This window comes from Arthrobacter sp. FW306-04-A (assembly GCF_044358315.1).
Taxonomy (GTDB): domain Bacteria; phylum Actinomycetota; class Actinomycetes; order Actinomycetales; family Micrococcaceae; genus Arthrobacter.
The window spans coordinates 3,836,771-3,849,422 of the sequence record NZ_CP084559.1 but is presented as its reverse complement, the minus strand read 5'-3'; the positions used below and the strand labels follow the sequence as shown (position 1 = coordinate 3,849,422).

The window sequence follows — 12,652 nt, the reverse complement described above, 5'->3', positions numbered from 1 at the left end:
CCATGAACGGCTCGGTTTGGTAGTTTAAACCCCGGCGGGGTCTAGGCTCGGCCCCATGACAGCCGACAAATCGACGCCGCGGGATCCGATGCAGGAACCGGCGCCGCGGGACCCGCCGGCGCACACCGAGCCCGGTGCCGGGCGCAGCTTCCGCAGCGAGTTGAAGCGCGAAGAGGAAGTCATCGACCCGATCACTTTCGCCGGATCGCTTCCGCAGGATCGCGGCATCGCCCCGCGCATCCGGATCGGTCACAGCAAGTGGTTCAATCTGCTCTGGTTGCTCCCGATCGGTTTCGTGATCCTCATCGTTGCGGTCGCCGTTGCGAAGGGGATCCGGGGATTGCCGCCCGTCGAGTCGTTCCTGAAGACCTATCCGGGAGCCTCAAAGCTGCCGGTGGGCGCGCCCGTGGGCTTTCCGGCCTGGCTGGGGTGGCAACACTTCCTCAACATGTTCTTCTTGATCTTCATCATCCGTTCGGGTGCACAGATACTCACGGATCACCCGCGACTGTATTGGACGCGGCATTCGACGCCGGGAAGGGATTGGTTCCGGGTACAGAAGCCTTGATCACCGGGCTGGGCATGTCCCCGGCGCTCTCCACGCGTTTTCGTCGCATCAGCTCGGTCTTCAACATCCAGATGGCCCGGTCCTTACACTTTCTGGTGCTGTGCTGGTTCTTGTTATTCATCGTCCTCCACGTGGCGTTGGTGCTCACCACCGGGGCGCTGGAGAACCTCAACCACATGTACGCGGGGCGCAACGACCAATCCTGGATCGGGTTCTGGATCTTTGCTGCGTCGATGGTGGTCATCATTGTGGGGTGGGTCGCCGCCACACCGTTCACCCTCCGGCATCCGCGCCTCATCCAGAGGGCCGGTTCTGCGCTGATCGGCCCGGCAGAGCGGTTATTCGAGCACATCGACTCACGCCCGGGGCAGTACACCGAGAAGGACATCTCGCCGTACTTGTGGCTCAACGGCCAGTACCCAGTATCCGAAGAATATAAGAACCTGTTCAACAACGATTTCCGGGACTACCGGTTGCGCATCAACGGGCTCGTGGGCAATCCGGTCGAGTTGAGCCTCGCCGAACTGCGGTCGATGGATTACCACGAGCAGATCACGCAGCGCTTCTGCATCCAGGGCTGGTCAGGAGTGGCAAAGTGGGGCGGGGTGTCAATGCAGGCCATCCTCGACTTGGTCAAGCCGACGGCGGAGGCAAAGTGGGTGGTGTTCTATTCGTTGGGCGATGGACCGGATAAGGGCGATTACTACGACGCGCATCCGATCGAGCAAATGGGCTATCAGCTCACGATGCTCGCTTACGACATGAACGGTACTCCGCTGTCGTATGGCCACGGTGCGCCGCTCCGGCTGCGCAACGAGGTGCAGCTCGGCTTCAAGATGGTCAAGTGGATCAAGGGAATCGAATTTGTAGCCGACTTCTCCGAAGTGGGCGGCGGATTCGGCGGTTACAACGAAGACCACGAGTTCTTCGGATACCGGCAATCGATCTAAAGGTCCTCGAGTATGGGCGCGGCAGTCAGCCCTCCAGCTCTCCGCGCCGGAACCTCAACTCGCGCAGGGCACCTCGGAGCGGTGACCCGGTGAACGGTAAGTCCTCCAAGCTGACGCTCCCAGAAGCTGACAGGGCCAGTGCATTGGCCGTGGCAGTTGCGCGCTGCGGCAAGCCAATGGACGCCGCGAAATCGGCCCAGTGCCTGGCTTTGAGGTCCTTGGTTTTTCCGGACACCGGCAACGCGAGCGAGTCATCTCCATACAACAGCGTGCACGGAATGTCGTATATCGGAGCCATGACAAATTCGCCGTGCTGGCCTCCGAGGACCGAGAGGTTCTTCGCGTGCAGGTCGCCGTTCCCGGTCAGCCATGCAAAAACAAACTGCAGGTACAGATTGCGGCTTGCCACGAGTGGGGCTTTGCACATCCCGGCCAGTGCAGAGGCCACGTCCTCGGATGTCACCGAATACTTGGAACCCGGTGGCAGGCCCATCACCTGGGCTCCGTCCTCCATGGGCAAGCGCACCCAAGTCCGGTCCTCGTCCCGGACGCGGTCGAAGCGTTCCACCAACAACCCCGGTAGCCCGTGCATGTCCGTGATGATACGGCTCTTGGCTACCGGGATCTTGAGATCCTTGGCCGCGGAGAGGTGTGCCGCTTCGTTCTCCAGCAAATGCGCATGGTTGGGCGGGTCAAGTTTGAGCAGATACCGCTGCCCCCTGAGTGACAGTGGCGTGGTCAGCATGGAGGCGCTTGCCTTGTCTTGGACGCCGGGAATTGCATGACGGTCCACCGCGTTGGCCAGGGCAGTGAAGTCCAGCTCCTCGGGCCTGGAGGTGTCGGCCAGCGGTGCCGGCTCCACGGGGGGTTCCCCGGCGGGCACCACTTGAACGTCTCCGGGGGCATCGGCTCCGACTGCGAGCAGGAGAGTGAGTTCGTCGTCGAGACTGGTTTTGGTGGCGTCCCTGAGCACGCTCAGTCGGTGCCCCTCCGGCAGCAGGCCGGCGAAGAACGGCGGAAGAGCGCCAGCGGGAGTCTCCACGGCAAGGTCTGCCATGGGTAATGAACTGGCAACCGCGGGCAAACCGGAGGTTAGATACTCGGCTGTATAGGAGAAATTCACCCCGCCGTGGACCGTGCGGACAAGGTGGCCCGCCAGGGCACCGCCCTTGTAAACGTCCGCCGCGCGGACGAACTTCAGGTCTTGGAAATCGTCGGCCATCAGCTGGCCACCATGTGAAGGCCGACGGCGTTCGCCACCGCCACGACTGCCGCCAGCGAAGGATTGCCCGTGGCCGTTTCAATCGTCCGAACGGTCCTTTCGGAGGTTCCAGCAAGGTCGGCAAGGTCCGCTTGAGTGATTCCGGCTTCTTTGCGGGCTTTCCGTATGCTCGCCGCGATGGCCGCAAGGTCTTCCACGAGTCTCCTCGGATTCGGCAAGATGCTGCCGATTTAGCTATTTCCTAAATCCATTCTGAACCATTTTGCCTAAATCGGCAAGATGCTGCCGGAATTGATCTTTTGGGCCGCTGCGAGGTCGCCAAAACCCTGTTTCGGCAAGATCCTGCCGATTTCCACTGGGAAGCCCGGCTCGCGGAAAGGAGCGCGACACACCCCGCCAGCTATGTCCCCGCCAGCCATTCCGGATCGAAATCCGGATGGTCCGAGTAGGGCAGCGCAAGGGCATTCAACGATTTTGTGGTCCATTCGATCGACTCCGGAATCCACCGCGGGTCATCTCCAAGCGCGTGGCGGACCATGGTTGCCAAGGCGGTCTGCCGTGCAGATTCAACAATGCTGAGCAGTCTTCGCTTAGACGCGCATTCCAGAAGAAGGCGGCGCTCGTACCATTTGCCCGCTTCGGAGACGGAACGGTCGCCCAGGAGTTTCCGCGCCGCAGCCTCGTCCTCGTCCAGGCGCTCGGACAGGAAATCGACGATATCCACAAAACGAGCGTACGCGCCCGCTGCGGCAGCGGAAATGCCTGCTTCCGCTATGCCGGGTCGGCCTGCTTTTCGCGCTGGAGTTCGACGGCGGCAGCTGCGTGGGGGAGGGCGTTGAAGTGGCTCCGGGACAGTCCGCCGAACTCGTAGGCGGTCTCGGCGTGCTCGGACAGGTCCACACCGGCAAGCTCGGCCTCCTGACTGACCCGGAATCCAATGGTCTTGCGGATTACCAGGCCAATGATCGCCGTCATGACTCCAGACACAGCAAGGGTGACAAGAATCGCGACAATCTGCGCCACGAGTTGCTGGAGCCCGCCGCCGTAGAACAATCCTCCACCTTTGCCGTTCAACGGCAGCGCAATGAATCCGAGCGCGAGGGTGCCTACAAGACCGCCACCAAGGTGGACGCCCACGACGTCGAGCGAGTCATCGAATCCGAACTTGTGCTTCAGGTCCACGAACACGGCACAGGCGGCACCGGCCACAAGGCCCAAGCCAAGGGCGGCAGCGGGAGCGACGTTCGCGCAGGCCGGGGTAATGGCCACGAGGCCGGCAACGACGCCGGATGCCGCACCCAAGGATGTGGGGTGGCCGTGCCGGATCTTCTCCGTCACCAGCCAGCTGAGCATGGCCCCGGCGGGCGCAACGAGGGTGTTGACCCAGATCAAGCCGGCCTGCTCCGCAGTCGTGGCGGCGCCGGCGTTGAAGCCGAACCAGCCGAACCACAGGAGGCCAGCGCCAAGCATGATGAAGGGGAGGTTGTGCGGGCGGTGGTTCGGGTCCTTTCCGAAGCCGTGGCGTTTGCCTAGGATCAACGCCAGGACAAAGGCGGCAGCGCCGGAACTGATTTCCACAACGGTGCCTCCGGCGAAGTCAATCACCTGGCCGAAGATGGAACTGATGGCTCCGCCGGGGCTCAGGAGGCCGCCGCCCCAGACCATGAAAGCCAAAGGGCAGTACACTAGCGTGATCCAGATGGGGACGAAGATTACCCAGGAAGTGAACTTGGCACGGTCGGCAATAGCCCCACTGATGAGGGCAACCGTGACCATGGCGAACGTGGCGCTGAAGCCAAGCTTGATGAGATCGGTGGAGCCAACAAGGTCTGCCGAACCGAAGCTGCTGAACGGGTTGCCGAAAAGCCCCAGAACGCTCTTGCCGCTGATCATCGAGTATCCCCACAGGATCCACACGGCACCTACGATGCCTGCGGAGATGAAGCTCATCATGATCATGTTGAGCGAGGCCTTGGCCCGGGTCATGCCAGCGTAGAAGAGGCCGAGCGCTGGAGTCATGAGCAGTGCAAGTGCCGCTGACACCATCACCCAAACGTTTTCCGCAGTGATATTCACGTGCGTTTCCCTTCTTATCGGAGTGCAGTTGGAGGGCTGCCGTTGCCGGCCCCGTTCTTCCCCTGCCCAATATTTCCGGTTCCGTGTTTCAGGCAATGCGAGGAAAAATTGCGGGGACGTTACATAAGCGGGGCTGGCGTGAAGAACGCATGACGGGCATGTTTCGGGAATGTTAACGCCGCTACCGTGCGGGCGCTGGACCGCCTGAAGCGGGGGTGCAGGATCGCTGTGTTTCCGCGGATTCTGGACCCGCTGGAGGCGAAATCATGCCATCACGGCAGAAATTCGGACATTTCCTCCACGTGAACGGCGGCTCACCGCTCCCAAAGGGGAGGTTTGGGGCGCACGCTGGCGCGTCACAGCCGCCGGGCGCACACTTAGCCTGTGAAGCCGTTTCTCCTGCTCGCATCTCGTGCCGAAGACGCCGCCGCCGAGGAAGAGTACCAGGCGTATCTTCGTTTTGGAGGGCTGGCTCCCGAGCAGCTCATACGCATCCGGTTGGAAGCGGGGCCCCTGCCGGCGCTTGAGCTCTCCGACTATTCCGGCGTGATTGTGGGTGGCAGTCCCTTTACCTCGAGCGATCCGCCTGAGCACAAGAGTCCGGTCCAGAAACGGGTGGAGAAGGAGCTTTCGCAGCTGCTGGACAGGATTGTCGCTGCCGACTTTCCATTTCTGGGGGCTTGCTACGGCGTCGGAACCCTGGGTCTCCATCAAGGAGCTGTGATTGACCGTACCTACGGTGAAGGCCTGGGCGGTGTGACTATCAAACTCACAGCAGAGGGGCTTCTGGATCCGATCCTCGAAGGCGTGTCCGAACGCTTTGTTGCCTTCACCGGTCACAAGGAGGCATGCACCGTTCTGCCCGGACACGCCGTATTGCTCGCCGGCTCGGCCGCCTGCCCGGTGCAGATGTTCCGTATAAAGAGGAACCTCTACGCCACACAGTTCCATCCGGAGCTCGATGCCGAGGGTCTGGTCACTCGGATCGACACCTACCGCTACGCCGGATACTTCCCGCCCGATGCCGCGGAACAGCTGATGGCGGACGCCCGAAAGTTCACGGCGACCGAACCGATGAAGATCCTGAAGAACTTTGTCCTGCGGTACTCGGGTCCTCAATAACGTCTGAGGGATGAAGCACAATGGGCGCATGACCTTTGCAAACGTGGGAAGTCTCGGAACGAAACCTGGCCAACGCGACGCCGTCGTCTCCATCCTGCTCAGACCGAAGCCGGAGCTGCGGGATGCGGGCTGCTTGCTCTACGAGGTGGGCGTCAACGACGAAGCGCCGGACACGGTGTTTGTCTGCGAACTGTGGGAGTCGGCAGAAGCGCACCAAGGATCACTGCAGCTGGACAGCGTGAGGGCCGCCATTGGTGAGGCAATGCCGCTGCTTTCCGGGGAGATGGGCGGCACTCGGTTCACGGTATTGGGCTCACCGATCCGCGAAGCCTGAAATTCACCCATCCGACATGTGGCTGACGGACAGTATTTTCATAGCCCTTACATAGCTGCCGTAGCTACTGTTGGTTCATTATGGAAAAGCAAGAGCCCCATGATTCCGGTCTTGGGACCGGACGGAAGCGAAATCGGCGGAACTTTTGGAGTTCCCTCCGATATCGATCGGCCTTGCTGACAGTTTGCGCGGGTGTTTTGGCGCTGGCCCTTACGGCAACGATCTACTCCGCCGCACATGCGCGGTCATCCGCCGCCCGTGCCGTGTCGGCGATCGCCAGCGCTACACCACCGGCGAATCCGACGACGGCGGCCGCCGCGCCGTCGTCGACCGCTCCTGTCCCGCCCGAGACTCCGACTGCCTCGGCAGCGGCCGCTGCTCCCGCGGCGGCGGCACCCGTTGTGCCCGCTGCTCCGGTCGCCGGAGTGACTCCTGCCTTGGACGCGGAGATCAACGGCATCCTCGACGCCAACAGCCAATACCAAATCGGTGTCACGCTGATCGATTTGTCCAATGGTTCAAGCCACCAGTACGGGGTCCAGGCGCCATTCGAGGCAGCGAGCACGGCCAAGGTCCTGGCTGCCGCCGCCTACTACCACCTTGTCGAGGTAGGCGAAGTGTCGCTTGACGATCCCTTGGGGGATTACACATCCGGACTTCAGATCAAGGACATGATCCAGGAGAGCGACAACGAGTCGTGGTCCTTGATCATGGACGCCGTGGGCTACTCGGAACTGCAGGCATATGCCGCCTCAATCGGCGTCGGCTATGACCCCCTGAACAACACCTTGACTCCAAGTGAGATGGCCAGCATCCTCGCCGACCTCTACACCGGAAAGCTCTTGAACCAGCAGGACACCGCGCAACTGCTTTCCTACATGCAGAACACAAACTACGAATCCCTCATCCCCGCCGCGGTACCGGCCGGCATCACGGTCTTCCACAAGTACGGGCTGCTCGACGACGAACTCCACGACGCCAGCGTCCTCACCGGCGGCACCAGCTCCTACGTGTTCGTGGTCTACACCAAAGGTCAGAACGAGAGCGACATACCGGCCCGCACCGAGGTCTTCCACCAGCTCACCCAGGCTGTGGTTACTGGCCTGTTCTAGCGAGCCTTCGGCGTCAACAGCTCCAGCACAACGACGCCGGCCGTGCAGTCAGTCTGACTGCACGGCCGGCGTCGTTGTTTCCTTATGGGCGCTGAGCGCCTGTCGCATTGCTGGTTATTTGCCTCCTTTCCGCATAGGGTCGGGCCAATTTCCGATGAATCTCGTGTGGTCCTGCATGGTCTTCTCCTGACTGAGACTTGTCCCTGCGCGGTGTGGCGCAGGTGGGTCGTACCTGCCAAGGGGGCAGGGGGGCGGCCTGGTCAGTCGGGGGAAGATCCGGGATCGAACGCGGGTTCTTCAGCGGGGTTCTGACGGCTCTCAGGGACGTGGCCGTCGTGGAGGGGCGGTAACAGTGCCCGTTGTTCTGGGAGATCTGCCGCCCCATGGGCAGACCCTCCCTGTGGTCCCGACGTCGGTCCGGACTCGCGCGGTGACGCCGCGGCAGGATCCGGTGTGTCCGCCGGAGGATCCACAGCAACAACCAAAGAGTCAGTCATCGCCAATTCCGCAGGGAACACCGGAGCAGGCTTGTCTGGAATGAAGCGGAGGATACTTTTGTTGGCTGACGGCGCGGTCTGGACGGCTGGCGAAAGAGCGCTGGTACGGAGAATCCTGGCGGGGTCGGCTGGGGTTGGCGCGCTGGCCGGAAGCCCAGCGGGCACCGGAACGGTGAGGGCGGCTGGAACGCTTGTTCCCGAAGGAGGCAGGATCCTGCGCGCTGGCGGCAATGCCGGCACCGAAGGCAGCACTGGCAGGAGTTCCCCGATCGCGCTGTCAACGGCGGGCGTCACTGCATCGATGATTCCACCAATGGCGGGTGACGCGGCGTCGTTCGGCAACTGATTGACCAGAGTCTTGGGAAGAGTGGCCAATTGGCTCGGACTTGGAATGGTGGAAGGGGCCTCGCGGACAAGTGACACTCCAGGATCGGAGAGTGAGACGGGGGGCGACGGGACAGCCGGAATCGTCGGCAGAAGGTCACTGGCTTGCGACGGGCCGGCGAGCCAGACCGTCCAAGCAAATGCGCCAAAAATAGCGAGAAGAACAGGGCGTAGCAAGGAAACGCCACGGCACCCCAGATACCCGGCCAAACACGCCACCTCCCCAGTGCGGTGTTTGGATATTAAGGTACGCCCGTCCGGGGCGACAGTCCATAGCTAAGCATGCTTAGCGCCCGAATTCCGGAAGCATCGTCAAGTGGATCGCCGCTGGATTCCGGGATTTGAGACGCCTCCTGGGAACAAGCGGTTTCGGCGGAGTTTCAAGCCTGTTTTGATTGTGGGGGTCTTACGCTCAGGGTCTTGTCGTGGGGTGGCATCCAGTTTTACTTGGTGGCAGTCTTCATTAATCGGAGGAACACGTGGAAACCGTCAATCAGCTCCTTGACTCAATCAAGGACGTGGGCCGCGATGCGGTGCGCGGAGGATACTCCAGGGCCGTCTACTCGACGCCCGAGCTCGACCTCAGGCAATGGTTCATCGAACAAGCCCAGCGGCGCCGCCTCGACGTCGAGACCGACCGCAACGGCGTCATCTGGGCTTGGTGGGGAAATCCCCAGGACGGTGCGATTGTCACCGGCAGCCATCTCGACTCCGTCCCCGGAGGAGGTGCCTTTGACGGGCCGCTCGGCGTCGCTTCCGCACTGGCCGCCGTCGATATCCTCAAGTCCCGCAGCCTTAGTCCGGGGCGCTCCCTGGCCATCACGGTTTTCCCGGAAGAGGAAGGTTCCCGCTTTGGCGTGGCCTGCCTGGGGTCACGGATCCTGACCGGGGCCATCGACGTCGACAAGGCACTGAACCTGCGCGACGTCGATGGCAACACTTTCGCCGACGTCGCGCGGGACCACGGACTGGATCCCCGGTTCGTCGGGCCAGATCCGGAGGCGCTCGCTCGAATCGGCGACTTCGTCGAACTCCATGTGGAACAAGGCAAGGGCTTGGGCCAGAGCGGGCCGGCAATCGCCGTCGGGAGCTCCATCTTGGGCCACGGCCGCTGGAAGTTGAGCGTCAGCGGCCAGGGCAACCACGCCGGGACAACCCTCATGGCCGACCGTGCCGATCCGATGGTCACGGCCGCGCAGATCGTCGTCGCCGTCCGCGACACCGCGGCCAAGCAGTCGGATGCGAGGGCCACGGTCGGGCGCTTGACGCCCGTTCCGGGTGGCACCAACGTGATTGCCTCCCGCGTGGACCTGTGGCTTGACGCCCGCCATCCCGACGACGCCGTCACGGCGCAACTGATCGAATCGATCTACGGCGCAGCCCGGGAAATCGCGGCGGGCGAAGGATGCACGGTAACCCTCACGGAGGAGTCCTACAGCGACACCGTGCACTTCGATCCCGGCCTGAGCCGACGCATCGGCGAGCTCCTGCCTGGGGCGCCAGTGCTGGCTACCGGCGCAGGGCACGACGCCGGTGTGCTGGCTGGACATGTCCCCTCGGCGATGCTTTTCGTCCGCAATCCCAGCGGAATCTCGCATTCCCCGGAAGAATACGTGGCGGACGAGGACGCTTCCGCCGGCGCCGTTGCGCTCGCTGACGTTTTGGAGGGACTCCTGTGAGCGGGTTCTGGTGCGAGGCGGCGCTGGTAAACGCCGACGCTGACGCCGGCGCTGACGCTGGCGTGGGCGGTTCAGGCGTAGGCGCTTCGGAGGTTGTCACGGGCGTCAGGTTGGAGGTGGACAACGGACGCATCTCCAGCATCTCTACCGGGGTCCAGCCGGAGACCGGCGACCAGATCCTGGTTGGAGTCGTCTTCCCGGCGGCGGCCAACGCCCACTCGCATGCATTCCACCGGATCCTGCGCGGACGGACGCATGATGGGCGTGGTGACTTCTGGGTGTGGCGGGAGCAGATGTACCGGAGCGCCGCGGAGTTGACACCGGAGAAGTACGAAAAGCTGGCCACGGCAGTCTTCACGGAAATGGTCGTGTCGGGGTTCAGCAGCGTGGCCGAGTTCCACTATGTCCACCACCAGCCCAAAGGGACACCGTACCCGGAGCCGCACGCGATGGAACTGGCGTTGGCACGGGCAGCCGTTGCGGCCGGGATCCGGCTCACTTTGCTGGACACCCTTTATCTCGCAGGAGGCATCGGAACGCCGCTTGGCCCGGAACAGGCACGGTTCGGCGACGCCGACGCGCAGGCATGGCTGGGCCGGCTCGCCTCGCTGAGGGCCGAAATCGCGCGAACCTTTCCGCCGGACATGGTCAGCGTGGGGGCCGCCCTGCATTCGGTTCGCGGCGTGCCCGAGGAAGCTCTCAAGACAGTTGCCCGGCAGCTGCCCACCGGCATTCCCCTCCACATCCACCTGAGCGAACAACCGGCTGAGAACGAGGCGTGCCTGCAGGCCTACGGTCTCACCCCAGCTGGACTCCTTGCCCGGCATGGCCTGTTGTCCAGGCGACTCTCCGCCGTCCACGCCACGCACCTGACACCGGAAGACATCAGGCTCCTCGGTGACGCTGGAGCCACGGTGGTGATGTGTCCGAGCACCGAGGCCGATCTCGCCGATGGGATCGGACCAGCGCGCGCATTGTCCGACGCCGGTGCGACCATCGCGCTCGGCACGGACCAGCACGCCGTGATTGATCCCTGGGTTGAAATGCGCACCTTGGAGCACGGAGAACGCCTGGGTTCCGGTCAGCGGGGCAGGTTTTCACCACAGGAACTGTTTCGCGCTGCCACGGTCGGTGCAGCAGCGTCTATGGGCACGCCCATAGCGTCGGCGCTGGAAGTAGGCGCAGTCTGCGACCTCATGGCTGTGGACCCGGACTCGGTGCGGACCGCCGGTTCCATGCCGCAGCAGTTCGCGTTCAGCGCGACGGCGAGTGACGTCACCGGCGTCGTCATTGCCGGGGAACTCGTGGCTTCGCACGGAGTCCACGTACGGCTCGGCACGCCGGGCAGGTTGCTCACGGAGGCGTTGAAGGAGTTCTCCTAAACCCGGCTCCCCGCCCTGAAGCGGTTGGGGAGGCGTCACGCGGAGCAGGCTTTTGGAGGCGCGGCCGATGTTCCGCCCCGGAATTCCACGGCGAGGGGACGCTGGAGCCACCAAGAAAGTGCGTGGCGTGACGGATGAAGCCGGAACCTGCACACCAGCCGGACCGGCTTAGATGCGATCGGTTCCCGCAAAGTGTTTGGGGGATCCACTGGATTCCCTGGGGATCAGGGTAGGCATGGATTTGCGGATGTGTGGTTCCTTGCCTGGGTTCACGATGAGATCGATCGCCGTGCTGGCGATCTGGGCGAGAGGGACCCGTACCGAAGTCAACGGGGTGGAGAGCCTGGCTGAAAGCGGGGTGTCGTTGTATCCGACGAGTGCCAGGTCCTGCCCTACGGTGATCCCGAACTTGTGTGCTGCGGCAATGACGCCCAACGCTATGTTGTCGTTGGCAGCGAACACCGCCGTCGGGCGTTTTCCGGAGCTTTCCCCTAGCAGTGCTACTCCGGCCGAGAACCCGTTTTCAATGCCGTAACCGGCAGCGATCAGCCATTCCTGGGGCGGGTTGATGCCGGCCTCGTCAAATGCACGGCGTGCGCCGGCGAGGCGGCCGACGCCGCTGGATGTGAAAGTGGGGCCGGTCACGACCGCGATGTCATGGTGCCCCAGGTCGATCAGGTGTCGGATGGCGAGGTATCCGCCTATTTCGTCGTCTCCGACTGCGGACGGGCTCACTCCATCGGTACGCAACACCAGCGCGTGTGTCACGCCGCGATTGCGCAGCAGGCGTGGCAAATCGTCGTCGAGCCGGGCCGTTGCCAGAATCAGCCCGTCGACGTTGCGGTCCAGCAGGGTTTCGGCGGCGCGACGCTCGTCTTCGGGGTCATCGCCGCTGGTGGCGACCATGGCAAAGTAGCCGCGGTCCGACGCCGCACGTTCCAGTTCCTCGAACATCAGCGCCATCACCGTGTCGCTGAGGCGCGGCACCAACACCCCGAGGGTGCGGGTTTCCCCCCGGCGCAGGCTCGATGCGAAGGAGTTCCGGCGGTAGCCGAGTTCCTCGGCAACTTTCCGCACGTGCTGGGCGGCCGCCGACCGTGGGGCTTGGCCCCGCTCGTCAAGCGCGCGGCTAGCGGTGGAAAGACTCACACCACTGGCGGCAGCAACATCCCGCAAGGTGACGGTCGCGCCGGGTGTAGCCGGTTCCATGTGAATACTCCTGTTCGGGATTGTCTTAGAAGACACTCTATTTCCTCCAATCGAGAACCGCGGTCTTGACAGTGAGCTGTACCACGTCGCAGAATGAAAACGTTCCCGCAAACGTTC

14 protein-coding genes are annotated in these 12,652 nt (G+C 63.1%); 7 read left to right on the top strand and 7 right to left on the bottom strand.

The genetic code is table 11. The annotated features are described in order from the left end of the window. The first annotated feature begins 55 nt into the window (after window positions 1-55). Window positions 56-568, top strand: coding sequence for a hypothetical protein (locus tag LFT43_RS17920; RefSeq protein ID WP_395799111.1), 513 nt, complete (start codon window positions 56-58; stop codon window positions 566-568). Further along, the gene (locus tag LFT43_RS17915) at window positions 514-1,518 is read left to right on the top strand and encodes a molybdopterin-dependent oxidoreductase (RefSeq protein WP_395799109.1); all 1,005 of its coding nucleotides are present in this window, start codon (window positions 514-516) and stop codon (window positions 1,516-1,518) included. Before LFT43_RS17920 ends, LFT43_RS17915 begins: the two co-directional genes overlap by 55 nt. A 25-nt stretch (window positions 1,519-1,543) precedes the next feature. On the opposite strand, the gene LFT43_RS17910 is transcribed toward LFT43_RS17915, so the two are convergent. From LFT43_RS17910 to LFT43_RS17895, 4 genes are all read right to left on the bottom strand, one after another. Continuing rightward, the gene (locus tag LFT43_RS17910; RefSeq protein WP_395799107.1) at window positions 1,544-2,740 is read right to left on the bottom strand and encodes a type II toxin-antitoxin system HipA family toxin; all 1,197 of its coding nucleotides are present in this window, start codon (window positions 2,738-2,740) and stop codon (window positions 1,544-1,546) included. Beyond that, window positions 2,740-2,937 (bottom strand): helix-turn-helix transcriptional regulator, encoded by a 198-nt coding sequence (locus LFT43_RS17905; RefSeq protein ID WP_395799105.1) that lies wholly within the window; start codon window positions 2,935-2,937, stop codon window positions 2,740-2,742. Before LFT43_RS17905 ends, LFT43_RS17910 begins: the two co-directional genes overlap by 1 nt. Window positions 2,938-3,140: 203 nt before the next feature. Then, window positions 3,141-3,464 (bottom strand): DUF6221 family protein, encoded by a 324-nt coding sequence (locus LFT43_RS17900; protein ID WP_395799103.1) that lies wholly within the window; start codon window positions 3,462-3,464, stop codon window positions 3,141-3,143. 47 nt (window positions 3,465-3,511) lie between these two features. Next, complete coding sequence (locus LFT43_RS17895; protein ID WP_395799102.1) at window positions 3,512-4,816, bottom strand: ammonium transporter; 1,305 nt, start codon at window positions 4,814-4,816, stop codon at window positions 3,512-3,514. 384 nt (window positions 4,817-5,200) lie between these two features. Here LFT43_RS17895 and LFT43_RS17890 point away from each other — a divergent pair, with 384 nt between their 5' ends. Together LFT43_RS17890 and LFT43_RS17885 are read left to right on the top strand one after the other, a co-directional pair. Next, the gene (locus LFT43_RS17890; RefSeq protein WP_395799100.1) at window positions 5,201-5,938 is read left to right on the top strand and encodes a glutamine amidotransferase; all 738 of its coding nucleotides are present in this window, start codon (window positions 5,201-5,203) and stop codon (window positions 5,936-5,938) included. Window positions 5,939-5,966: 28 nt separating this feature from the next. Then, complete coding sequence (locus LFT43_RS17885) at window positions 5,967-6,272, top strand: putative quinol monooxygenase (protein ID WP_395799097.1); 306 nt, start codon at window positions 5,967-5,969, stop codon at window positions 6,270-6,272. A 223-nt stretch (window positions 6,273-6,495) separates the two neighbouring features. On the opposite strand, the gene LFT43_RS17880 is transcribed toward LFT43_RS17885, so the two are convergent. Beyond that, the gene (locus tag LFT43_RS17880; protein WP_395799095.1) at window positions 6,496-6,732 is read right to left on the bottom strand and encodes a hypothetical protein; all 237 of its coding nucleotides are present in this window, start codon (window positions 6,730-6,732) and stop codon (window positions 6,496-6,498) included. On the opposite strand from LFT43_RS17880, the gene LFT43_RS17875 reads away from it, so the two are divergent. Beyond that, window positions 6,710-7,384 carry a serine hydrolase gene (locus LFT43_RS17875; RefSeq protein ID WP_395799093.1) on the top strand — a complete coding sequence of 225 codons (675 nt, stop codon included), beginning with the start codon at window positions 6,710-6,712 and terminating at the stop codon, window positions 7,382-7,384. The genes LFT43_RS17880 and LFT43_RS17875 overlap by 23 nt on opposite strands. 260 nt (window positions 7,385-7,644) lie before the next feature. On the opposite strand, the gene LFT43_RS17870 is transcribed toward LFT43_RS17875, so the two are convergent. Then, complete coding sequence (locus LFT43_RS17870; RefSeq protein ID WP_395799091.1) at window positions 7,645-8,304, bottom strand: hypothetical protein; 660 nt, start codon at window positions 8,302-8,304, stop codon at window positions 7,645-7,647. A gap of 440 nt (window positions 8,305-8,744) precedes the next feature. Here LFT43_RS17870 and LFT43_RS17865 point away from each other — a divergent pair, with 440 nt between their 5' ends. Continuing rightward, the gene (locus tag LFT43_RS17865; RefSeq protein ID WP_395799089.1) at window positions 8,745-9,944 is read left to right on the top strand and encodes an allantoate amidohydrolase; all 1,200 of its coding nucleotides are present in this window, start codon (window positions 8,745-8,747) and stop codon (window positions 9,942-9,944) included. After that, window positions 9,941-11,326 (top strand): formimidoylglutamate deiminase, encoded by a 1,386-nt coding sequence (locus LFT43_RS17860; protein WP_395799088.1) that lies wholly within the window; start codon window positions 9,941-9,943, stop codon window positions 11,324-11,326. Before LFT43_RS17865 ends, LFT43_RS17860 begins: the two co-directional genes overlap by 4 nt. 168 nt (window positions 11,327-11,494) lie before the next feature. On the opposite strand, the gene LFT43_RS17855 is transcribed toward LFT43_RS17860, so the two are convergent. Beyond that, a complete protein-coding gene (locus LFT43_RS17855; protein WP_395799086.1) occupies window positions 11,495-12,535 on the bottom strand; it encodes a LacI family DNA-binding transcriptional regulator in 1,041 nt (346 codons plus the stop codon). Between the last annotated feature and the right edge of the window lie 117 nt (window positions 12,536-12,652).

Bases quoted from the DNA above. Each gene is read 5' to 3' on its own strand.
- LFT43_RS17920 (WP_395799111.1), top strand. From the start codon at position 56: ATGACAGCCGACAAATCGACGCCGCGGGATCCGATGCAGGAACCGGCG.
- LFT43_RS17855 (WP_395799086.1), bottom strand. From the start codon at position 12,535: ATGGAACCGGCTACACCCGGCGCGACCGTCACCTTGCGGGATGTTGCT.
- LFT43_RS17885 (WP_395799097.1), top strand. From the start codon at position 5,967: ATGACCTTTGCAAACGTGGGAAGTCTCGGAACGAAACCTGGCCAACGC.
- LFT43_RS17880 (WP_395799095.1), bottom strand. From the start codon at position 6,732: ATGCCGTTGATCTCCGCGTCCAAGGCAGGAGTCACTCCGGCGACCGGA.
- LFT43_RS17910 (WP_395799107.1), bottom strand. From the start codon at position 2,740: ATGGCCGACGATTTCCAAGACCTGAAGTTCGTCCGCGCGGCGGACGTT.